Origin of the sequence: Persicitalea jodogahamensis (assembly GCF_014651615.1) — a bacterium.
GTDB lineage: Bacteria > Bacteroidota > Bacteroidia > Cytophagales > Spirosomataceae > Persicitalea > Persicitalea jodogahamensis.
This window is the reverse complement of the sequence record NZ_BMXF01000001.1, coordinates 1,666,446-1,689,488: the sequence shown is the minus strand read 5'-3', so window position 1 is coordinate 1,689,488 and position 23,043 is coordinate 1,666,446. Positions and strand designations below refer to the sequence as shown.

Below are 23,043 nucleotides of genomic sequence, written 5' to 3'. Positions count from 1 at the left end.
TTTAGAAAGTACCTTCGAATACTTTTACGGCCGGGCCGATCAGGTAAATGTCATCAAACTGCGTAGCGGCAACTTCACGAAAAGCTACCTGCAGCTCCCCTCCGACCGTGTCGATTCTGACGGGGCTTTCCCAACCAAAATGCGCACGGGAGGATAAAGCGCATGCCGTGACGCCCGTACCACAGGAGTAAGTCTCATCTTCGACACCGCGTTCGTAAGTCCTTACTTTCAAGTGATTGGGCGATTTCACTTCCACAAAATTGACATTCGTACCACCAAGAGGGCCATAAGTTTCGTTATTTCGAACGGCCCGGCCGATGCTCACCACTTCGGTTTGGTCCACATTGTCGACGTAAGCAATGTAGTGAGGTGACCCGGTGTCGATAAAATCGTAGGTGTCGTGTTTTTCCAAATCTTTCACCGGACTCATTTTCAAATGAATAAGGTCAGGCGTGGCCGTAGCCTCGTGTGGTCCGTCTACGGCAAGAAAGATCGCCTTTTCTTTGAAAATGCCTAGGTCGTGCGCGAAGCGAACGGTGCAACGTCCGCCATTGCCACACATGCTACCCTCCCCCCCGTCGGCGTTGAAGTACACCATCTTAAAATCATAACCTGGCTCGTTGCGTAACAGGATCAGGCCATCTGCCCCGATTCCGAAGCGGCGATGACACAACTGCGCTATCTCCTTTCTGGACAAAGAAAAAATCCCGGCGCGGTCATCGATTAAAATGAAGTCGTTGCCAGTGCCCTGGTATTTGTGGAAGGGGGTTGATGAGTTCAAAATCTGTGAGTTTATGAACGCGTAAGACTACAAACAACGTACTCAGCGGTTCTCTGTTTTTGGAGTTTTTTGCCTTGGCAATTTAAACAAAAAGCCCCGCTGGAAAAATTCCGGCGGGGCTGCTGATATCAAAGCTCAAAAACTACTTTGAAGTTTTAAGCTCTTTAATCCGGGCAGCTTTACCCTGACGGCCGCGCAGATAGAACAGGCGGGCGCGGCGGACTTTACCACGACGGAGAAGTTCGATTTTGGCAATGCTGGGGGACAAAATCGGGAAAATACGTTCGACGGCGATGCCGTTGGATATCTTACGGACTGTGAATGTTTCACCGGCACTGTTGGGATTGCGGCGCTGCATCACGGTTCCTTGGTACAATTGGAGACGCTCTTTGCCGCCTTCGCGGATTTTTACGTGTACCACAATGGTGTCGCCCGATTTGAAATCGGGATACTCAGACTTACGGTTTTCATTCGTAGCCTCAACGAGTTTAATCAGTTCGCTCATGACGATTTTTGAAAAATAAATTAGGTAAAGAACTGTTCCCAGCGGACGGGGTGACGCCCCTTCATTCAAAACAGCCCCGCGAAAAACGAGTGCAAAAATAGACCTATTTTTTGTGATATGAAAGGTTTTGCTAGATTTACCAGATGAATATACTCAACGCTTCCCAAATCCGGAACCTGGACGCGCACACCATTCAAAATGAACCCATTAGTTCGCTCGATCTGATGGAGCGGGCGTCTCGCGCTTTTGTGCGCTGGCTCTGTGCCCGTTTTGACAACCGTCGACCGCTCGTATTCTTCTGTGGTAAAGGTAACAATGGCGGTGATGGCCTGGCGATTGCCCGAATACTTTCGGCCAAGGGCTACGGCGTAACAGTGTACGTAGTGGATTACACGGAGAAATCTTCTGACGATTTTTCTAAGAACCTGCAACGGCTGCAAGAACACCTAACGGTCCATTACATAAAGGAAGAAAAAGATCTTCCTAAGCTAACGGGTGAAGAAATCCTGATCGACGCCCTCTTGGGTTCGGGACTTACGCGTCCGGCGGAGGGTTTGCTGGCGGCCACAATCGAAACGATGAATGAGAGCCCGGCGCGGGTCATTTCGGTAGACATCGCCAGCGGTTTGTATATGGATAAGGTCAATGGTGACGACGATGCCATCGTACGGCCTGATTATACGGTAAGCTTTCAGCTCCCTAAGCTAGCCTTCATGATTCCGCAAAACGGGCCTTTTGCGGGCGACTGGCTGGTCGTGGACATTGGTTTGAACGAGACGTATATTGAGAAAACGAAGACACCCTATTTTTTTACGGACAAAAGAAGCGCCAGGAAACTAATCCGCGACCGGGAAAAATTTTCGCACAAGGGTACTTTTGGCCATGCGCTGCTGTTGGCAGGGAGCTTTGGCAAAATGGGTGCGGCTCAGCTTTGCGGCGGAGCCTGCCTGAGGTCGGGTGTAGGGTTGCTGACGTTACACGTGGCGGGCTGCGGCTACGAAATCATTCAAATCGCTCTTCCTGAGGCAATGTGCTCGGTAGATATCCACGAGAAGATGCTGACGACTTTGCCCGACTTAAACGCCTACTCAGCGATTGGCGTCGGACCGGGATTGGGTAAAGAGCCCCAGACACTGCAAATGCTGGAGAACCTGATCGGGGAAGCCAAAGTACCCATGGTCTGGGATGCCGACGCGCTTAACCTGCTTTCTGAAAATCCTGACTTACTCAAAAAACTACCCGAACACACTATCATCACGCCACACCCCAAGGAATTCGAGCGGCTTGCCGGGAAGAGTAAGGACGACTACGCCCGGCTGGAACTGGCCCGGAGTTTTGCCGGGGAACACAAACTGATCGTTGTTTTGAAAGGTGCCCATACTTCTGTAATATTCCCTGATGGCACTGTACACTTTAATGCGACAGGTAATGCCGGCATGGCTACGGGCGGCGCAGGTGATGTCCTCACGGGCATTCTTACTTCTCTGCTCGCTCAGAAATACTCCCCTCAGGACGCCGCACGATTGGGCGTGTATCAGCACGGCATTGCCGGCGACCGGGCCGCCAAAGCCCGTACCAAAACTGCTATGATTGCTTCGGATATTGTGGAAAATATGGGCTGGTAATCGGGGAAATCCTCAGGTGAAACGACCGTTCGATAAGTATTGGGGAATTTTTGGTTCTGTTTCCAACCATTTTGCAACTGGAATGGTCTTGTTTACGTAGATTCGAAAACAGGTAGCAATACCCATCCACTCGTCATAACAGGAACCACCACCATGAAGCAGACCATTTCCCGTAACTGGAGCGGACTAAACTCCGAAAAAAAAGACCACAAGTTCTCCCTCGACCAGGCATTTGTAGTAGGCGGACTTGCCGTCCTCATTTTTGCCTACATTATCTTCCGCTTTATCTTTCCTTTGATTGACAAAGGCGTCCTCTGGTAGGATCAACTCAACAGTTGAAAAGTGGCCCAGGCAGACACGTAAGCCAGTACCATCGTGTAAACGAGTTGTACCATCGGCCATTTCCAGCCATGGGTTTCGCGATAGACAATCGCCAGCGTGCTCATGCACATCATGGCGAATACGTAGAACATCAGCAACGAAAATGAAACCGCCGGGGTGTACATAGGGCCGCCCGTTTGGGGGTTTCTTTCTTTTTCCAGTCGCTGCCGGATCGTCACAGCATCCTCACTTGCTTCTCCGCCAATACTATAGATGGTCGACATCGTGCCTACGAACACCTCTCGCGCGGCAAAAGATGTAATGAGCGCAATTCCAATTTTCCAGTCGTATCCCAAGGGCGCAATAGCGGGTTCGATGAACTTGCCGAATCGCCCGGCATAGGATGTTTCCAGCTGGGCCGAGGCCACGGCGGCCTCACGTACTTGCTCCGGTGCATCGGACATTTCTTTCATCGTCTGCGCTTCTGCCTGTTCCATACTGTCGCCGGGACCATAGCTGGCCAACACCCACAGGACGATCGAAATGGCAACAATGATCTTACCTGCCTCAAGCACAAACGACTTTACACTATCGTACATCGTGATACCGAGGTGGCTCCAGCGGGGCCACTTGTAGGTAGGCATTTCCAGGATAAAATAACTAGGCTCGCGGCGTGGGACAAAGATTGAAAACAGCCAGGCCGACCCTAATGCACCGATTAATCCCAGCAAATACAACCCCAGCAAAACCAATCCCTGCAGATTCAGAATGCCCAAAACCGTATCGTCCGGCACGACCAGCGCGATCAGGATGGTGTAAATTGGCAGCCGGGCTGAGCAGCTCATGAGCGGCGTAACCAGAATCGTGAGCAACCGCTCGTAAGGATTGTTAATGCTGCGGGTAGTCATGATGGCAGGAACCGCGCAGGCCACACCTGAAATCAGCGGTACCACACTCCGACCGTTCAGGCCGAATTTTCGCATCAGTTTATCCATAATCACCATTACCCGAGCCATGTAGCCCGATTCTTCCAGCAATCCCACTAAGCCGAAAAGAAAGGCAATCTGGGGAATGAAAATAATGACTCCCCCGATGCCCGCCATGAGGCCGTCGGTCAGCAGATCGTTCAGGACACCTTGCGGTAGTGTAGTCTTCGTCCACTGAATAGCATTCGCCGTGGCTTGATCGATCCAGTCCATGGGATATTCGGCCCAGGCGAAGACTGCCTGAAATATCACCAGAAGTACCATTAGAAAAGCCACGTATCCCCATACGGGATGAAGCAGAATTTTGTCGAGTCGCCGCGTCCAGGCGGGTTGCTCGCTGTCGCCCTGGGAAGTGACTGTTTTCTGCACCAAAGGCCGTAGTCTTTCGTAACGGGTAATCGTTTCGTTGGCCAGAAAGTCAGTTTTATCGAATGCGTATTTAGTAATTAACCCATCCAGTTGCTCACGCTGACCTTGATTCAGAAAGGTGAAGGAATCGTGTTGGCACAGGTACTGAAGCGCCAGATAATTGTTTTCAAGCTGGTAGCGCGTTTTGACTTCCTCTATTATTTCCGGCTGCTTTTCAGCGGGATCCAGAAAATAAGCAGGAACAAGCCTTTCGGTGACCGCAACGCGCTGGATTGCCTCGCGTAGTAGGTCAACGCCATCACCGCTGCGGGCATTGATTTTTATCACCGGAACCTGCAATTGCATGGCCAGCTGTACGGCATTGACTTTCAGCTTCATGCTTTCGGCCACATCCAGCATATTGAGGGCCAGTACGGTAGGTAAGCCCAAATCAGCGATTTGGGTGAATAGCAACAGGTTCCGTTGCAGATTGGAGGCATCGGCCACCACTACCACCGCGTCAGGGTGATCGGGATGCTGCGGGTTGGCCAGGATGTCCATCGCCACCTGTTCGTCCCGCGACTTGGGATAAATACTGTAAATCCCCGGAAGGTCGATCAATATCGCCTCGGCGACAACCAGAGTTTCGTCAGAAGCAGAGGAATGGGCAGGAAAAGGCAGACGGAGCGTTCCGGATTTCTTCTCGACTGTGACACCGGGGAAGTTGCCGGTTTTTTGGCGCAGCCCCGTCAATTGATTAAATAACGTGGATTTACCAGAGTTGGGGTTGCCGATGAGGGCAATTTTACGGGGAGCGGGTTTCAATTCAAGTCGTCACCAAATAAATGCAGGAAATCATATTTACTCAACCACAATACTGGCGGCTTCGTTGCGGCGCAGCGAAAGACAGTAGCAGCCGCCTACACGCACACAAATCGGATCTCCGAAAGGAGCTATGGCATCCAACCTCACTTCGCAACCAGGCAGGCAGCCCATTTCAAGCAGTTTCAAAGACATATCACGGTCACTGAACGACTTGATGACGGCTCTTTCTCCCTTTTTAAGATCGGCGACGTTTCGGGTCAGTAGCATAGCTTATTTAGATTTAATATAATTAAATACAAAGAAAGGGTACAGCCGCGATATTCGCAAATGATTTTTATCATGTTTTTTATTTGGCAGGAGTTTATGCCGTAGTTTTGCGGGCAGATGCACGAATTAAGAACCCTCATCTGGAAAGAGATAACCCTCGAATGGCGGCAGCGTTACGCTTTGAGCGGAATGCTGCTCTACGTAGTGAGTACGGTCTTTGTCTGTTACCTGAGTTTCAACTTGAAGCGCAATGAACTGACACCAATCGTATGGAACACGGTATTTTGGATTATTCTGCTTTTTACTGCCGTGAACGCCATTGCCAAGAGTTTCATACAAGAGCGGCATAGCCGCTTGCTATACTACTACACGCTGGCAAATCCACAGGCGGTCATTATTTCCAAAATAATTTACAACAGTTTGCTGATGCTGGTGTTGGCGGGAATCGGTTTTGGATTTTACGTGTTTGTAATGGGAAATCCGGTTGCTGATTTGACGTTATACATTGCAGGAATTGCGCTTGGCTCAATAGGATTCGCCTCAGTGCTTACCCTGGTAGCTGGGATTGCTTCAAAAGCGGAAAACAGTAGTATGCTGATGGCCGTATTGAGTTTTCCAATGATCCTGCCGATGTTGTTAATGAACATTCGATTAGCAAAAAACGCGCTTGACGGTTTGGACAGGAGCGTTAGCCTTGACGAAATATCCACGCTCCTGGCCATCGATCTTATCGTTATAGCACTTTCGTATTTATTGTTTCCTTATTTGTGGAGAAGTTAAACTCAATCTGGAATAACGACATTCACTAAATGTTTTTTATGAAAAAAGCCTGGTGGAAAATACTGACGGTCATAATCCTTTACTACGTCATTTTTCAGGGATTGCTCGGGACGGTGCCCCGGCAGCCGATTTTGAACGAGACGATACGAAACTTATACTTTCATGTCGCGATGTGGCCTACCATGATTACGTTATTGTTGGTGTCAATGGTGTTCGCGATTCGGTATCTGCGCTCCAGCAACACAGTTGATGACGACAAATCAGCTGCCTTTGCCAAAGCGGGCATCCTATTCGGAATCCTTGGATGTTTGTCGGGCTCCTTATGGGCAAATTATACGTGGGGGGATTTTTGGCCCAACGACCCCAAACTGAATGGTGCCGCGGTGGGGATGTTGATTTATTTTGCCTACCTTTTATTGCGGAGTTCCTTTGAAGACGAGCAACGCCGCGCCCGCATCTCGGCAGTTTATAATATCTTTGCCTTCTTCGTGTTCATTCCGTTGATCTACGTCTTACCCCGACTAACCGACTCACTGCACCCTGGCAATGGAGGCAACGCGACTTTCAGCTCACTGGATATAGATAATAATTTAAGAATGGTCTTTTACCCGGCCTGCATTGGCTGGATTCTGCTCGGAACCTGGATTACGAGTATCCGTTACCGGTTAAATGTCATCAAGAGAGTTCAAGAGGAACGTGTGGCGGAATTGTCTGTAAATCATCATGGAGCCGCCCGCGCAGTTAATGATTAATGAATATTAAATTTATGAAACGTCTGTCTTTTTTCATTCTGGCTTTTGCCTTGATTTCCATAAACCTCTTTGCCCAGTCAGGCGTTAACTCTGAGGTGGCGATGGCCGACCAGATGCGCAATGATGGGAAAATTTGGGTGGTTGTGGGCGTGATTGCGCTTATCTTTGCCGGAATAATTGTCTACCTCATTCGTTTGGATAATAAACTGACCAAAGTAGAAAAAGAACTCAATATCAAATAATTGCTATGAAAAAGTCTCATATCTTCGGAATCGGTATTATCGCAGTGGCGATTGCTATCATTGTATCTACGGCAGGAGATGCCAGCACGTACGTTAATTTCACACAAGCCGAGCAGTTGGCTATGAATGGCAATGATGGCAGCATCCACGTGGTGGGAGTGCTCAAGAAAGACGCTGCGGGCGAAATTCAGGAAATGGCCTATCAGCCGGAGGTTGATCCCAACTACTTCATGTTTACGTTGCTGGATAACGATGGCCGGGAGCAGAAGGTAGTGTATCGTAGCCCCAAACCACAGGATTTTGACAAATCCGAGCAGGTGGTAGTTATCGGCAAGATGGAAAAAGATCACTTCGAAGCAGAGAAAATCCTGTTAAAATGCCCTTCAAAGTACAATAACGATAAGCTGGAAACGACTGAATATCAAGCCGCCCAATTATGATTCATACCATTTATGGCGACGCGGGTCGCTTGTTAGTGATTATAGCTTTTGTCTCGGCTCTGGTCGCGACATTCGCTTATTTTAAGTCCGTAGTTTCCTCCACCAGCCTGAACGACGTTCCGGTTTGGAAACGTTTCGCGCGGACGGCTTTTTTCGTCCACGCAGCGGCGGTGGCCGGGGTAGTTTTTTGTCTGTACTGGATCATCGGCAATCACTATTTTGAGTACCATTATGCTTGGGATAACTCATCTCTTTCATTGCCCACCGAGTACGTCATTTCCAGTTTCTGGCAGGATCAGGAAGGTAGTTTTCTGCTCTGGATTTTCTGGAATGTAGTGCTGGGCCTGGTCCTGATCGTCACGAATCGCTCCTGGGAGGGGCCAGTCATGGCCATTTTTGCTCTGGTTCAGGCTTTTTTGGCATCCATGATACTGGGCGTTGTCATCCCCGGTCTGGATTTAAAAATTGGCTCGACACCTTTCCTGTTACTGCGCGAGGCGCTGCCTGATATTGCAGTCTGGAAAACTAATCCTGACTTTATTCCCAAAGACGGCAACGGCCTTAACCCGCTACTGCAGAACTACTGGATGGTGATCCACCCTCCTACCCTGTTTTTGGGTTTCGCTACCACTTTGATCCCTTTCTCCTTCGCTATGGCTGGACTTTGGACCAAAAAGGTGAAGGAATGGATCCGTCCGGCTTTGCCCTGGGCTTTGTTCTCGGCCATGATCCTGGGTGTGGGCATCCTGATGGGCGCCTACTGGGCGTATGAAACACTCAATTTTGGCGGTTACTGGAACTGGGATCCGGTCGAAAACACCTCGTTTGTGCCGTGGCTGGTACTAGTCGGGACGATTCATGTCATGATTATTGGCCGCAAAAACGCCACTGCCCTCAAAACTTCGTTTATCCTGGCAATTGCCACGTTCGTGATGATTCTCTATTCGACGTTTATGACGCGGAGCGGGGTTTTGGGCAATGCTTCGGTTCACTCGTTTACGGACTTGGGCTTATCGGGACAACTACTCATCTACCTGATGACCTTTGTCGTACTTTCGGTCGGTCTGCTGATCTACCGCTGGAAACTACTACCCTCCGATGATAAAGAGGTTTCCACCTATTCACCCGAATTCTGGATTTTCATCGGTGCAACACTGCTGTGTTTATCTGGTTTCCAGATTCTGGCAACTACGTCCATTCCGGTATACAATGCTATCGCCGAAGGTTTTGGCAAGATTCTGAACCTGGCCTTACCGACCGATCCTATTGAGCACTATAACAAATTCCAAATCTGGTTTTTTGCCCTGATTACCATCCTGACGGGCGTCGGGCAGTACTTCTGGTGGAAGCGTACAGGCGAAGGACGGTTGAACACGCTTTACCCGCCCCTACTCATCAGTCTGATTCTTAGCGCAGTGTTCATCACTTTGGGCGAAGTCCGCACGATTTCCTACATCGTACTGCTGACGGCCGCGGTCTTTTCCATAGTAGCCAACGGTACTATATTGTTGAATATTATCGGTGGAAACTATAAGCTCTCGGGCGGTGCCGTGACTCACATCGGCGTGGCTTTGATGCTGATCGGCATCCTCTTTTCTTCGGGCTACACGCGGGTGGTATCGCTGAATAACTCCGGTCTGATGATTTCGCGTTCGGAGGAATTCACCAAAAACGATAATAAGGAAAACAAGGAGAACGTCACGCTTTGGCTCAACAAGCCTTCCCAGATGGGCAAGTTCATGCTGACCTGGCGTGATGTGCGCATAGAACCTCGCTATGTTCCCGGCTATATTCCCAAAGGCTGGGTGGAAATCATCGAAAACGACTTTCACGCAGTAGCCTTGCGCGACATTGTTGTTGAGGACAAAACCTACTACAAAACAGGCGACACGTTGGAAATCTACCCCGAGAATTTCTATTACGAAATTGAGTATCGCGAACCATCCGGTAAGATTTTCACGCTCTACCCGCGGGCCCAAATCAACCCGCGCATGGGGTTGATCTCCTCCCCCGACATCCAGCGCAAATACAATAAAGACCTTTACACCTATGTTTCGATGGTCACGAATCCGCTGGACGAAGGAAAATGGAGCCCAACGGAGGAATTTACCATCGCGATGAAAGATACTTTCTTTGTCAATGACTACGTCGCAATTCTCGACAATGTCGTCCGCACCGATCAGGTGGAAGGCGTCGAGTTGGGCGAAAATGACGCGGCGGTGAAGGCTATCATCCGGGTACTGGACACCGATCAAGAGTACATAATCGACCCCTCATTCGTCATTCGCGACCGCACGGTGGCACGGAAGGCGCAGGTCAACAACGAGTTGGGATTACGTATCCAATTCAACGAGATCAACCCTCAGACAGGCGAATTCACTTTTGCGGTAAACACTAAACAGCGCGATTTCATCGTGATGAAGGCTTTGGAGAAGCCACTTATCAATGTACTGTGGCTGGGTACTTTCGTCCTGGTCATCGGCTTCCTGATGGCCACTATTCGACGCTTCCGGGACTTCTTCAAATTCCAAAACCGGGAGGTAGTTACCACCTCGGTGAAGCCCAAGACAAGAAAGCCTGAGTTGCAGGGGTGATTTGGATGCAGCCATTGCTGTGTAATCCATAGCTCAGCTCTATCAGAAACGGGCCTGACGTTAATCGTCAGGCCACGATTTCCACGCGATTTCCATCAGGGTCGAGGATGACACTTTCGTAGTAGCCATCGCCGGTGGTTCTTGGTTCGCCGACTACCCGGTAGTTTTCGGCCCGCAACCTGTCGGTTAGCGCGTCGACTTCTTCCTTACTCCCTACTGACAGGGCGAAGTGCGTCAAGCCCAGGTACTCCGCGCCTTCGGGATTTGCCCCGTTTGCTACATTCACTTTTTGCATGATTTCCAGGCGAGCCCCACCGGCAAAGCTCAAAAAATACGATTCAAATCCTTTACGTGGGTTGATATACTTTTCGTTGGCATTCGCGCCGAAGTATTTTTCATAAAATTGCCGGATCACTTCAATTTGAGATGAATAGAGCGCGACGTGGTCGAGTCGGATCATTATCGTTTTTTTGGAGAAACAGAGGAACAGGCCCGTAGGGGTTTTGCTTGCATTTGAATGCTAGTGAGTAAGTACCTATTCTGTAAGAATATACTTCTTATTTCTGCTCTATACGTACTTTTTTCAAATTCCTCGGTTTGTTGCTGGGTATGCTCGCGAGAGTTTTGCTTTGAAACACCCTCCGGTATAAATCGGGGCAATTCACCGCCGTGCCGTCTATCTCAAAGATCGTGTTGGTCGGCTCAGCCATAAAAATTAACGACAGCCAACCTATGACGAAGCGGCTAGTATGCAAATGATCGTCGAACCTCCCATTATGCAGTTGGGCGTAACAGTTAATCTTCTTCCCATCGACGCTAAAGCCATTGTCAACTGTGGGTACTTACACTACCTGTGAGTCAAATTTAGTTTGTCGGCAAAAAACTTCTCAAAATGAGTATCATACAATTAATTTTTAACTTTTGTTTAGTGAAAATAGGTTTTTACTAAACAAAATTGTATCATTGGGCGAAATTTCAATTCAGGAATTATTTCTGCTTATTAAATAATATTTTTAATACTACGTGTGACGATTGACGGCTGATTCAGTCTCACTACTGGCACTACGATATTCAGCATACTATACACACACTGCTGTCATTAGTTGCTGAAATACTGGAAGCACCTCATCGCAAGATGGGGTGCTTTTCAGGTTAAAAAAACCTCCGATGAAAGGCCTGACTGACATCCTCCTGCTTGGTGATGCACGACTTTATCAAAGCTGCGAACCCCTGTCGCCTGATGACTCTGACCTCATTGCCAGCATGACACGCGACCTGCACAATGCCCTGGTAGAGTTCAGGGACAAATATCGGGCGGGCAGGGCAATCGCCGCCCCTCAGTTGGGTTATATGAAACGGCTCGTCTATATGTATGTCGATGGCAAATCAACCATTTTTATCAATCCCAACATTATCGGCCGCAGTGAGGAAACCATAGTCCTTTGGGATGATTGCATGAGCCTGCCTAACCTTTTGGTACAGCTCCGGCGTCATCGCTCCATCCGACTGCAGTTTTATGATGAAAACTGGCAAGTCCAGGAATGGGAGCTTACCGACGACCTTTCTGAATTACTGCAGCATGAACTCGATCATCTGGATGGAATTCTCTGTACCATGCGGGCTATCGATGAGCGGTCTTTTCGCTGGAAACCTACGCCACACATGATGGAGTAAAGCCAAAGAGCGCCTACCTTTACCTCCTACATTCAATCCTCATCCACGTGTGTCGCTTTATATCAGTCTTATTTTTGATTTTAGGAATTTCGGGCTCGCTGCTGGCCCAGAAGCCAAATCAAAAGTACCAGTACCGCATTTACCCCACCCAATCAGAAGTAAAGATTGACGGCGTAGCCGACGAAGCGGTCTGGCAGGATGCGCAGGTGGCCACCGATTTTTTCATGGTACAGCCCATTGACACCAGCTTTGCGCGAACGCGGACGGAGGTGCAAATGACCTATGACCAGCAGAATATTTACATACTGGTCAAAAATTTCAAACCCGTCCCGGGATCGCTGGTGGTGGAGTCGCTGCGGCGTGACTTCAGCTTCAATAATAACGATAACTTCCTGCTGTTCATGGACACGTTCGGCGACCGCACCAATGGGTTCTCCTTCGGCTCCAACGCAGCGGGTGCACCCTGGGACGGACAACAGTACGACGGGGCATCGGTGAACCTAAGCTGGGACAACCGCTGGTTTACCGCCGTAAAAAACGACGACGAAAAGTGGGTGTGGGAAGCGGCCATCCCCTTTAAAAGTATCCGCTACAAGCCGGGTATTACCGAATGGGGCATCAATTTCAGTCGGCTGGAACTTACCGTAGCCGAAAAATCGGCCTGGGCTCCGGTACCCAGGCAGTTTCCGACTGCCTCGCTGGCGTATACGGGCGTGCTGGTGTGGGATCAACCCCCTCCCAAGCCAGGTGCCAACGTTTCGGTGATACCCTATGCCGCTGCCCGCCTTACCCGGGATTTCAGGAAAGAAGGTGGGTACAACCGGAGTTATGATGTAGGCGGCGATGTAAAGATCGGCATTACGCCCTCGCTTAACCTCGACCTCACTGTGAACCCCGATTTTTCACAGGTCGATGTGGACGTACAACAAACCAACCTGGATCGTTTTGAGTTATTTTTCCCCGAGCGACGGCAGTTTTTTCTGGAAAACGCTGACCTTTTCGCCAATTTTGGCTACGCTTCCATCCGCCCTTTCTTTTCGCGGCGCATCGGCCTCGGTGTGCCGATTCTGTACGGAGCGCGGCTGAGCGGTAAATTAAATCAAAACTGGCGCGTGGGTGTGCTTAATGTCCAGACTGCTGCCCAGGATAGCCTTCCCGGTAACAATTTTTCGGTCGTAGCCGTGCAAAGGCAGGTTTTTGCCCGCTCCAACGTGCGGCTTATGATGGTTAATAAGGATGCCATCCGGTATACTCCCGAGGCGAACGGTGCTTTCAGTCGGTATAACCGCAATATTGGCGGCGAGTTCAATCTACTGTCGGTCAACAACCGCTGGTTGGGAAAGGCAATGATCTTAAAATCGTTCAGCCCAAACCGGAAAGGCGATGATTTCGCCCAGGCCGCCGACCTGAGCTACGACAATACCAACCTGTCGGTTCAATGGCAGCACGAATACGTAGGCAGCAACTACAATGCGGAGGTGGGCTACGTACCCAACGCTATCCGAAATGGATATTTTAAAATTAATCCGGGCGTCAAGTATTTGTTTTTTGTGAAGTCGAATTCGCTCATCAGCCACGGCCCTCGCCTGCAAACCACGCTTTTTTGGAATAAAAAGCTGGAATTGACCGACAACGAGACTTTCATCTCCTACAACCTTAACTTTAAGAGCCGCGCCACGGCTTTTGTGTGGGCCGCTACCAACTACGTGAGACTTCTCCGCCCCTTCGACCCTACCAACTCGGGGCGTGAGCAATTGGCCACTGGCACCGAGCACCGCTGGAAATCCACTGGCTTCGAGTTTAATTCGAGTCCCAAGCGCACTTTCACCTACTCGCTCTCCGGGCGGTTTGGCGGCTATTATCAGAATGGTGAACGCACTAACTTTTCTACCACTCTGGGCTACCGTTTTCAGCCTTATGTAGCTCTGACATTGAGCAGTAACTATAACAATATCCAACTACCTGCGCCCTGGAACCGGGTGGAATACTGGCTGATTGGCCCACGCGTAGATGTGACTTTTCGCAACAACCTGTTCCTGACTACCTTCCTGCAATACAACAATCAGGCAGATAACGTGAACCTGAACACGCGCCTGCAATGGCGCTACAAGCCCGCGTCGGATTTATTCATCGTATACACCGACAATTACCTGCCCGAAAACTTCCACGTCAAGACGCGGGCTTTGGTCATCAAGTTCACTTATTGGTGGAACGTATGACCTCCGGTTCGGGCTTAGCACGGATTTTTTAAGGCAATTCAACCATTCAGTAATTCAGCTTAACTTTCCGTCCTCTATGAATCCCAGAATATCCCTGTTATCCTTCTTCACGGCATTTTCCTTAATGCTTGTGTTGAACAGTTGTCAGAAAAAAGACCCGTTCAGCGTTACCGAAGCCGAAATGGTGACGGACATGAAAGAGAATCAGAACTACCAGAAAATAATCGCTTACGGGCAAAGCATCGGGCTGGGGCGGGATTCCACCCTGTACCGCGAGCGCGGTATGTTGAATTTTCTGGAAGAAATAGGGTATGGACACAAGCCCGCCCACATTCGCCATTTCGAGAAAGTACTCCCTGCTGACACGACCAGGATTCATATGGCGGGTTGGGAATTAGCGCAGGGAAGGGACATAGAAAAGGCAATGGAAAACCTTGAACCGCCTTACGAAGCTTATAAAGTTCTTAAAAAACACTATAAGCGTTTGGTGGATGCCAACCAGCCCGATAGTGCTGCCATGGTGGCCGAATCGCTCAATGCCTACCGCTGGATGCACCGGCAATCGAGGGGTTCGGAGCGCATGGTGCTGGTCAATATCAATGGAGCCTACCTGAAGGGGCTGGACTCGCTTGGGAATGAAGAGCTGTATATGAATGTAATCGTCGGTAAAGCAAATACCAAGACACCCGGTCTGGACACTTACGCAACAAACGTCATAACCTTTCCCTACTGGAACATTCCTACCAGCATTGCTCTGGGAGAGATGCTGCCGCGCATTCGCGAAAATGTATATTATCTGGAACGAAACGGTATTGAGGTACTTGATCGCAAGGGCCAGATCGTGGATCCCACCACGATCGACTGGGAAGACATTTCGGAGGATAATTTCCCCTACCGTTTTCGGCAGGATACAGGGGAAGGCAATTCGCTTGGCTTTATGAAGGTGAACATTCAGAATCCTTACGCCATTTACCTGCATGATACCGATGTACGCACACTTTTCGGAACCGATCAACGCTGGCGCAGCCACGGATGTGTCAGGTTAGAGAACCCCGCCGAACTTGCCAACTACATAGCTGGAGAAAAAATTGTGGAGGATAATTTTATAGAGGATGCCCTCGCCACTCCTGAAACGGACCGTAAGCCCAAGACTCATCCTTTGAAGAATAAAGTACCGACGTTCCTGTATTTCCTGCCTGCCGATGTGGACAAAGCCGGAAATCTGATTTACTACAAGGATGTCTACGATTTAAGGAAAGGAACGGTGTGAGTCGTGGAATCGGCCGCTGGAGTCTGGATGGCCGCTACGGCTGCCCGCTGCAGAATTCTTGACTGCGTAAGATAGGTCTCATCGGGATAGTACAAAAACAGGCCTGCCCCGTCATGCAATAATCGTATCAGACTTTCATGATCGGCCTGTGAAACAGCAGGGCAGCCAAGGCTGCGGCCCAGTCGACCCGTCTGCCGGATGAAGTCCTCACTAACGTAGTCTGCACCATGCATCACGATGGCTCTTGCCAGAGCCTGATCGTTGATGTTTTTTTCCAAACCCTGCAAGCGCAGCGAGAGGCCATGCTTGCCTTGATAAGTATTCATAGCGCGATAAAAGCCCAGGCTCGATTGATAAGAGGAGTTGATATTGGAGAATTTACTCGCAAATTCCTGGCCCGAATTGCGCCCATGGGCAACGTATGTGTTTAGTACTACCTGATTGGCGCTAAAATCGATGACGTAAAGCCGTTTATTTCGGGAAGACTGGCTAAAATCAGCGATGGCGAGAATGGGCTTGGAAAATCCGGCCTCCCGAAACCCGTACCAGGCATAGCGGAAGGCTTCGCGGGAAAGTCCGGCAGCTTCGAGCCGGAGCGAATCATAGAGATTGGCGCAAATTTGCTCGGTTTGCTCAGTCTCGCTCAGCTGTACTATTTGCACTTTCTTATTCGTGACAACCTGCTGGTTTATAGTATTCCCAACCTTCTTGAATCCGGCCAAAACGCCCAATGCAATCACTCCTGCCAACAGCACTCCCCCAATTTTCCGCATATTGTTTTCTTTCTTATTTCACATTTCTAAATCACTTACTTATACGCAGGTACTCACCTGAATAGTTCCATTGGCTCCTTCCCTTTCCCAAACGATTCCGGGGAAACCTTAATATCTTTGCCCAAAAAAAAATCGTATTTAATATTAAATGGGCACCTCTACTGCAACAATAAGTCCGTCGATTCTTGGCGCACTGTCTGCCTTTTTTGGTAACCCGCTGGCCCGGGCAGTCGGCCTGGTTTTTGCGGCAGACAGCTTCCTGTTCGGCAGTTGGGTAGCACGGATTCCGTACGTAAAGTACAATCTTGACATCAATGATGCCCAACTGGGATTTGCGCTTTTCCTATTGCCTATCGGTTCCATTGTGATGAATCCCTTCACGGGAAAGATCATTCAGCGCATTGGCTCAGCACGGGGCTGTCTCATCGGCGGACTCGGTTTTTTTGCCAGTGTGATGCTACCCATCATGGCCCCAAACTTACTCATTCTCAGCTTCGGGCTGTTCGTCATGGGCTTTTTTACTGCACTTTTGAACGTATCCATGAATACCTGCGCGGCCAATCTGGAGAAGGAGCAGAATCTCACCATCATGTCTACCTGCCACGGGATGTGGAGCTTAGGCGGAATGGCCGGCAGTGCGCTGGCGGGAGCATTGATCTGGATGGAGGTTCCCGCATCACTCCACTTGTTGGGGGTAGCCGTTTTCCTGATTATATTTCTCATTCTTATTCAGCAAACGCTGAAAAAAATCCACGAGGAGAAATCACCCAACAGTACCTCACTGGCCCGACCGACCAAAGCCCTGCTGATACTGATTTTTATAGGTATCGCCGTTTCCATGGGCGAAGGTGTGTCTTTTGACTGGAGCGCCATTTATTTGCGAGAGATCGCCCAATCTTCTGCGTCCTTTTCAGCTTTGGGGTTTGCCTTTTTCTCGCTGGCCATGACGATCGGACGGTTCGTTGGTGATACCGTTATTCCGCGATTCGGCCAAAAACGGCTACTGGCATTCGGAGGAATGCTTGCAGCGGCGGGATTGCTCATTGCAATTTTATTCCCTCATCCGTACGTCGTACTACTGGGATTTTTGGTGCTGGGCTTCGGCTGTTCGCTCGGAGCACCTATTTTATACGCTGCCTCCATGCGGTTGCCTGACACTACCCCTGCGGCGGGGTTAGCAACCTTTGCAACGCTGAGCTTTATCGGCTTCATGGCTGGCCCGCCCATTGTTGGCTTTATTGCCGAGGGGTTCGGACTTCCTTCCGGATTTCTTTTTGTAATGGTACTTTTGGCAATCAGCGGTATAGCCAGTCGCTGGGCAAAGATTTGACGAAGTACCTGAGTGCGGAAATCACTTTTCACAAGCGAAGTACCCCACTTGGTGGCCAGGTGCGGTGAGACCTGGAAGCAGACTGGTCTAAACATGCAAATCCTGAACGCCCCTACCCTCTCCTCTTGCCGAAAGATATCAGTACTACGCCCGCGAGGATGATTAGGGCGGAAACCAGCGATTGTCCAGTGAGTGCTTCCCCGGCAAAAGCCCAGCCCAGCAGCATGGCCACTACGGGATTGACGTAGGCATAGGTTGAGAGTATCTGAGGTGGCGCATTCCGGGCTAACCATGAGAAAGAAGAAAAGCCTATCAGGGATCCAAAAATGATGAGGTAGATCAAAGCGCCAATTGCCTTGGTGGGGGCTTGCCCAATGCTGGTGAGCGTAACGGGTTCGACGACCAGACTGACCAATAGCAGCAGGCCGCCTCCGACCAGCATTTGGACAGCAATGGAAACCATCTGGGTTGGTAGTTTCATCCGACCAGAAAGTAAAGTACCCGTGGCCCAGGCAAGGTTGCAAACCATGATCAGGCCGATCCCCACCCAGCTTTCGGTGGTGGTCGTCCTGAAGCCGCCCGGCTTGACCAGCAAAGCTATACCAACCAGCCCCACTGCCAACCCTGCCATCACCAGCTTGGTTGGCCTCACTTTACTGAAAGTGAGCCAGTTCAGTATCACGATAAACAGCGGCAACATTCCGGCCAGCAAAGCCGCAACACCCGTGGGGATATAGTGCACTGCCACGGTCATGCCACCGTTTGCCACGGACAACAGCAATATTCCGATAAGCCCTGCCGCCAGCCATTCCTGCTTGTTGGGTCGGGCGTGTCCGGTGAAACGGGCGAAAGGGTATAGGATAAGTCCGGCGGTAAGTAAACGACAGCCCGCCATGTAAAGTGGCGGCATGCGTTCGGTCATAAAGTGCATGAAGAGGTACGTCGACCCCCACAAAATATACACCGAGATAAGGTTCAGCACCAGTTTAGTGCGCTGAGGCGTAACTTTGGAAAGTTCAGCTTCACCAGAATTTTCAAGGCGAAACTTATCGTCGGACAAAGAAACCAGTGCCATGCCGTTTTGAGTTTATTCGGGATAAGTCTCCCGAACGATAACAATCTGGCGTAAAGTTCCGGCTTAAACTTCTATTATTCAAAGGTTTGCCAGAGCAATATCCATAGCCTGATATTTGTACTATTATTAGTTTTCAAAATGCTAAAATAGCGCAATCAACCGCGCTTCCGGATTAGGCCTTCCTGCACTACTGAGGCTACCAGCTGACCTTCCCGGTTGAAAATATTCCCCCGGGTGAACCCGCGCTCATTGGAAGCACTCGGACTATCGAGGGCATAAAGCAACCACTCGTCGACGCGGAAGTTCCGGTGGAACCACATGCCGTGATCGAGGCTGGCTAAAAACAATTCGTTGGGCATGACCTGATTCCAGTGCGGCAGCGTGGCCGTAGTCAGCAAATTGTAGTCCGAGGCGTAGGCTAGTACGGCCTGATGCAGCCGGAGATCGTCGGGCATGGGCCCGTTTGCTTTGAGCCAAACGTGCCGCATGGGTGCATATTCAGTTCCCGACAACGGGTTGAGTTGCTCAACCGGCCGGAATTCCAGAGGCCTCGGGAAGGTCAGGCTGCGGTAAATTTCGGGCGCAGCTTCTTTAAAAACCTCAGCCAGCTTTTCGTCCGAAACCAGTACATCGGGCGACGGCACATTCGGCATACTGATCTGGTGATCCAGACCATCATGTACTTCCTGAAACGATGCTCCCATGCTGAAAATGGGCGTTCCTTTCTGGATCGCCACCACGCGGCGGGTCGAAAAACTGCCACCGTCCCGGATACGGTCTACGTCGTAAATAATGGGCTGACCAATATCCCCGGCTAAAATAAAATAGGCGTGCATGGAATGCACCAGCCGCTCCTCAGGGACAGTGCGCTGGCAGGCGTGAAGAGCCTGGGCAAGTACCTGTCCGCCGAATACACGTTTCCAGGGCGCTTTGTAGTTTTGGCCCCGGTAGATGTTTTCTTCTATTTTTTCGAGATTGAGGAGGTCGAGGAGTTCTTGGATGTTTGTCATATCTGGTTTTCAGCGCTCTGGTTTTGGTAGTACTTGATGAATGATACGGTTATCAGTCATTATCAAGGTAGGAACCTTCTTCGGTTTTGGTGGAGTGAGCGATTAGTTGGTTGATGGTTTTCATTTCTTCTGAGGTCAGATTGCGCCATTTTCCGGTGGGCAAATTGGCGAGCGTGACGTTCATGATGCGGGTTCTTCTCAGGCGGGTCACGGAATAGTCGAGGTAGCTGCACATTCGTCGTATCTGGCGGTTAAGGCCTTGCGTCAGGATAATCGTAAACGTATAGCGACCCGTCTGCCTGACCAGGCATTTCTGCGTGACTGTATCGAGAATCGGCACACCGTTCTGCATTTTCCTGACAAATTCAGCAGTAACGGGCCGATCTACGGCCACCTCGTATTCCTTCTCATGCTGGTTGCCCGCGCGAAGGATTTTATTGACGATGTCGCCGTTACTGGTCAGGAAAATCAAGCCCTCCGACGGCTTGTCGAGTCGTCCTACCGGAAATATACGCTCGGGATGACCGATGTAGTCGATGATATTTCCCTTGATGTGCCGCTCCGTCGTGCAGGTAATCCCAACGGGTTTATTGAAAGCAAGATACACGTCAGCCTTTTCCTTGGAGGAAATAGCTTTCCCGTCAACCCTGACTTCATCTTCCGCCCTTGCCTGGTCACCCAGCCCCGCCACGCGGCCATTGATCGTGACCAATCCCTGGGCAATGAGCTTGTCAGCCTCCCGACGCGAGCAAAAGCCCGTCTGACTGATAAATTTATTTAGTCTTGTTGCAGAACTATCATTCATAATTCATCATTCACGACTCACTGCTTCCCAATCCCCTGCCATGTTTCCACATCGTGCAAAAAAACATTAAAATCCACGAATCCCCTAACTCCGTCGGCATAGCCCCGCTCGCTATGCTGCCAGAAAAGGACATTGGGACTATCGGCCAGATCGCCCAGATGGGCGCGCGTGTACCCCGCCAGCCAAAGAGGGTATTCGTCAAAATTACCGACAATGTATTTTTCGTAAAAATTGGGGTTAACGTAAATAATCGGTCGAACTCCATAGTGCTTTTCGATAAGTGCCAGCCAGTTCCCCACGCCTTTTATGATTATCTCCGGTGGCTTTCCGGCAGAAACTTCAAGGTCAAGTACCGGTGGCAAGTCGCCTTTTTGCATCTTCACCTGCCTGATAAAATTATCGGCCTGCCTGCTGGACAAAACCCGCGGATTGTAAAAGTGGTACGCTCCGCGCCGAATGCCCACGCGCCCGGCTTCGCGCCAGTTACGCGCAAACTCACGGTCGAGGTGAGTGGCGCCTTCGGTGGCTTTGAGATACACGAAGTCGATGCGGACATTTTCGCCTTTGGCCTTTTTCAGCTTGTTCCAGTCTACACGGGTGTTGTGATGCGAGAGATCGATGCCATGGATCGCGTAGCGCAGTGGTAGTCTGATACCAAACCGCCGAATGTACGTCCATTCATTTTCGTTTCGGCCATTCAACCACCAAATTCCCAGAAGGATACTTGCTACGACAGCCCCGAGAATGACCCAGCCTTTGCGGGGCAAAGGCTGTCTGGCATCACTTTTCACAGGAGTTGTCTTTCTTCTTTTTTGCGCCATAGCGCGGCAAAACTAACGAAAAAAGCCACTCCTTCCGGAGTGGCTCCCACGTTGAGAGATCAACCAAATCACTTGTTTGGCTGTGGCGTGTATCGCAGGTAAGGTTTTACCTCCGTTACGCCTTTGTTGAATTTCTTCTTCGCGTCCTCAGTGGTAATTGAAGGCACCACGATCACATCGTCACCATCTTCCCAGTTAGCCGGGGTGGCCACTGAGTAGTCGGCAGTCAGTTGGAGCGAATCCACTACGCGCAGCAATTCGTTAAAATTCCGGCCTGTAGAAGCAGGGTACGTCAGCATCAGCTTGATTTTCTTATCAGGGCCGATGATGAACACCGAGCGCACGGTGGATTTCTCACTGGCATTGGGGTGAATCATATCATACAACTCAGCCACTTTGCGGCCTTCGTCAGCGATGATGGGGAAATTCACTTCGGTTCCAGTGACGTCCTTAATGTCGGGCAACCAGCGGTTATGCGAGTCCAGATCGTCCACACTCACAGCCAGTACTTTGACACCGCGTTTCTCAAAATCACCTTTCAACAAAGCGGTTTTGCCCAATTCGGTGGTGCACACGGGCGTAAAATCGGCGGGGTGCGAAAACAGCATTCCCCAGCCATCACCCAGCCATTCGTGAAATTTAATGGGGCCTTGGGTAGTTTCAGCTTCAAAATCGGGGGCAACATCTCCTAATCTTAGTGACATGGTTGTTTTGGTTTAAGGTTTCTTACATTCATTATTTTCTGATCGCATGATCTGTTCATTTCAGAAACATGTGATTTCACAAATCTACCAAAGCGATAGACTATTTAAACAGTCAGTCTGTTCTTAACATTCCCCAGGGTAGTTTTTTTTTGAAAAATCCGGGGCTGAATGTGTGGCATTAGAGTGGACCAAGAAAGTAGAACCCATCAGCTCCAAATCATTTTCTACCGAAGGAAAAGTTTCGTGTCAGGCTCACAACAAGTGCCCTGCGCTGGTACTTGAAGCCTTCGAAACTACCCACCACCGGACCCGAGATTTCCATTTTGTTCTTAATGGCAAACGCCTCTGTGCCGTTTTTGCAATCCAGGTTCTGAGAGGTGGTTTCGTAGTAGCCGGGTTTCAGGTCCAGCCGGTACTTGCTTTCCTCGTTGCCGATGGCGCCGATGCTGGCCCCTCACACTAGGATGGCAGCGGTTCACCCAGGTAGTATTGACGGTTCCTTTTGACCCGGTCCCGGATTTTTGTGTTTGGGCAAAATAGGGAGGGAAATAAAAAAGAGTATCAAAAGGTAAAACCGGTCCATCATGGCTAAGCGAACGATAGGGAAAATATCCTGCAACCAAAGACCTGTTACAAGAAGTGAGCAATTTATCCCAAATGAGTAAAGTCGGATTACACAGTTGAGGTCTTTTTTCCCAATATACGTCGGCAGAATCAATAAATAAGTTTAGTATATATAATAATTATCATATACTATATAACTGATTTTTTATATAAAAGACACGAAAATCACCCGATTGGCGTACTCATTTCAGTATTGGCAAATCCTGGCATAGTTATGATGAAATAGCGGCAAAACTCATTCAATTTAATGACCGGCTATCCGCTTCCATACC

General features: G+C 49.8%; 23 protein-coding genes. 12 read left to right on the top strand and 11 right to left on the bottom strand.

Going from position 1 to position 23,043, the window contains the following annotated elements; translation table 11 throughout:
• Position 1 precedes the first annotated feature (1 nt).
• Positions 2–781, bottom strand: a complete 780-nt coding sequence (dapF, locus tag IE117_RS07000; RefSeq protein WP_189563587.1) for a diaminopimelate epimerase — start codon at positions 779–781, stop codon at positions 2–4.
• Between the two features lie 142 nt (positions 782–923).
• Positions 924–1,286, bottom strand: a complete 363-nt coding sequence (gene rplS, locus IE117_RS06995; protein ID WP_189563586.1) for a 50S ribosomal protein L19 — start codon at positions 1,284–1,286, stop codon at positions 924–926.
• Positions 1,287–1,429: 143 nt separating this feature from the next.
• Here rplS and IE117_RS06990 point away from each other — a divergent pair, with 143 nt between their 5' ends.
• Together IE117_RS06990 and IE117_RS06985 are read left to right on the top strand one after the other, a co-directional pair.
• A complete protein-coding gene (locus IE117_RS06990; RefSeq protein WP_189563585.1) occupies positions 1,430–2,911 on the top strand; it encodes an NAD(P)H-hydrate dehydratase in 1,482 nt (493 codons plus the stop codon).
• 153 nt (positions 2,912–3,064) lie between these two features.
• Entirely contained in the window at positions 3,065–3,232 is a 168-nt protein-coding gene (locus IE117_RS06985; RefSeq protein WP_189563584.1) for a hypothetical protein, read from the top strand.
• Between the two features lie 2 nt (positions 3,233–3,234).
• Here the strand turns inward: IE117_RS06985 and feoB are convergent, their stop codons facing one another.
• Entirely contained in the window at positions 3,235–5,391 is a 2,157-nt protein-coding gene (gene feoB, locus IE117_RS06980; protein ID WP_229580439.1) for a ferrous iron transport protein B, read from the bottom strand.
• A 36-nt stretch (positions 5,392–5,427) separates the two neighbouring features.
• Complete coding sequence (locus tag IE117_RS06975; RefSeq protein ID WP_189563583.1) at positions 5,428–5,658, bottom strand: FeoA family protein; 231 nt, start codon at positions 5,656–5,658, stop codon at positions 5,428–5,430.
• A 117-nt stretch (positions 5,659–5,775) separates the two neighbouring features.
• On the opposite strand from IE117_RS06975, the gene IE117_RS06970 reads away from it, so the two are divergent.
• Genes IE117_RS06970 through ccsA (IE117_RS06950) form a run of 5 tightly spaced genes read left to right on the top strand, consistent with a single transcriptional unit; the run spans position 5,776 to position 10,466 of the window.
• Positions 5,776–6,438 carry a heme exporter protein CcmB gene (locus tag IE117_RS06970; RefSeq protein WP_189563582.1) on the top strand — a complete coding sequence of 221 codons (663 nt, stop codon included), beginning with the start codon at positions 5,776–5,778 and terminating at the stop codon, positions 6,436–6,438.
• A 38-nt stretch (positions 6,439–6,476) separates the two neighbouring features.
• Positions 6,477–7,190: a cytochrome c biogenesis protein CcsA gene (gene ccsA, locus IE117_RS06965; protein ID WP_189563581.1), complete on the top strand. Its 714-nt coding sequence runs from the start codon at positions 6,477–6,479 to the stop codon at positions 7,188–7,190.
• A 14-nt stretch (positions 7,191–7,204) separates the two neighbouring features.
• Complete coding sequence (locus tag IE117_RS06960; protein WP_189563580.1) at positions 7,205–7,432, top strand: CcmD family protein; 228 nt, start codon at positions 7,205–7,207, stop codon at positions 7,430–7,432.
• Between the two features lie 5 nt (positions 7,433–7,437).
• On the top strand, positions 7,438–7,872 hold the full coding sequence (locus tag IE117_RS06955) for a cytochrome c maturation protein CcmE domain-containing protein (RefSeq protein WP_189563579.1): 435 nt from the start codon (positions 7,438–7,440) through the stop codon (positions 7,870–7,872).
• Positions 7,869–10,466, top strand: a complete 2,598-nt coding sequence (ccsA, locus tag IE117_RS06950; protein WP_189563578.1) for a cytochrome c biogenesis protein CcsA — start codon at positions 7,869–7,871, stop codon at positions 10,464–10,466. The genes IE117_RS06955 and ccsA (IE117_RS06950) overlap by 4 nt, the downstream gene beginning before the upstream one ends.
• Before the next feature lie 67 nt (positions 10,467–10,533).
• On the opposite strand, the gene IE117_RS06945 is transcribed toward ccsA (IE117_RS06950), so the two are convergent.
• A complete protein-coding gene (locus IE117_RS06945) occupies positions 10,534–10,926 on the bottom strand; it encodes a VOC family protein (RefSeq protein ID WP_308439268.1) in 393 nt (130 codons plus the stop codon).
• Positions 10,927–11,633: 707 nt separating this feature from the next.
• Here IE117_RS06945 and IE117_RS06940 point away from each other — a divergent pair.
• The 3 genes from IE117_RS06940 (at position 11,634) to IE117_RS06930 (ending at position 15,629) form a co-directional block, all read left to right on the top strand.
• A complete protein-coding gene (locus IE117_RS06940) occupies positions 11,634–12,140 on the top strand; it encodes a peptide deformylase (RefSeq protein ID WP_189563577.1) in 507 nt (168 codons plus the stop codon).
• A gap of 74 nt (positions 12,141–12,214) precedes the next feature.
• Positions 12,215–14,359, top strand: coding sequence for a carbohydrate binding family 9 domain-containing protein (locus IE117_RS06935; protein ID WP_229580436.1), 2,145 nt, complete (start codon positions 12,215–12,217; stop codon positions 14,357–14,359).
• A 76-nt stretch (positions 14,360–14,435) separates the two neighbouring features.
• Complete coding sequence (locus IE117_RS06930) at positions 14,436–15,629, top strand: L,D-transpeptidase family protein (protein WP_189563575.1); 1,194 nt, start codon at positions 14,436–14,438, stop codon at positions 15,627–15,629.
• Here the strand turns inward: IE117_RS06930 and IE117_RS06925 are convergent.
• Positions 15,602–16,402, bottom strand: coding sequence for a murein L,D-transpeptidase catalytic domain family protein (locus IE117_RS06925; RefSeq protein WP_189563574.1), 801 nt, complete (start codon positions 16,400–16,402; stop codon positions 15,602–15,604). The genes IE117_RS06930 and IE117_RS06925 overlap by 28 nt on opposite strands.
• A gap of 148 nt (positions 16,403–16,550) precedes the next feature.
• Between IE117_RS06925 and IE117_RS06920 the strand changes: the two genes are divergently transcribed.
• Entirely contained in the window at positions 16,551–17,732 is a 1,182-nt protein-coding gene (locus IE117_RS06920) for an MFS transporter (RefSeq protein ID WP_189563573.1), read from the top strand.
• 112 nt (positions 17,733–17,844) lie between these two features.
• Here the strand turns inward: IE117_RS06920 and IE117_RS06915 are convergent, their stop codons facing one another.
• The 5 genes from IE117_RS06915 to IE117_RS06895 all read right to left on the bottom strand — a co-directional run bounded on the left by IE117_RS06915 (position 17,845) and on the right by IE117_RS06895 (position 22,147).
• On the bottom strand, positions 17,845–18,807 hold the full coding sequence (locus IE117_RS06915; RefSeq protein ID WP_189563572.1) for an EamA family transporter: 963 nt from the start codon (positions 18,805–18,807) through the stop codon (positions 17,845–17,847).
• 155 nt (positions 18,808–18,962) lie between these two features.
• A complete protein-coding gene (gene tesB / locus IE117_RS06910) occupies positions 18,963–19,817 on the bottom strand; it encodes an acyl-CoA thioesterase II (protein WP_189563571.1) in 855 nt (284 codons plus the stop codon).
• Positions 19,818–19,869: 52 nt separating this feature from the next.
• Complete coding sequence (rluF, locus tag IE117_RS06905) at positions 19,870–20,622, bottom strand: 23S rRNA pseudouridine(2604) synthase RluF (protein ID WP_189563570.1); 753 nt, start codon at positions 20,620–20,622, stop codon at positions 19,870–19,872.
• A 17-nt stretch (positions 20,623–20,639) separates the two neighbouring features.
• Entirely contained in the window at positions 20,640–21,413 is a 774-nt protein-coding gene (locus tag IE117_RS06900) for a glycoside hydrolase family 25 protein (RefSeq protein WP_229580434.1), read from the bottom strand.
• A gap of 98 nt (positions 21,414–21,511) precedes the next feature.
• Entirely contained in the window at positions 21,512–22,147 is a 636-nt protein-coding gene (locus tag IE117_RS06895) for a peroxiredoxin (protein ID WP_189563568.1), read from the bottom strand.
• Between the two features lie 172 nt (positions 22,148–22,319).
• On the opposite strand from IE117_RS06895, the gene IE117_RS06890 reads away from it, so the two are divergent.
• A complete protein-coding gene (locus tag IE117_RS06890) occupies positions 22,320–22,610 on the top strand; it encodes a hypothetical protein (RefSeq protein ID WP_189563567.1) in 291 nt (96 codons plus the stop codon).
• Positions 22,611–23,043 lie beyond the last annotated feature (433 nt).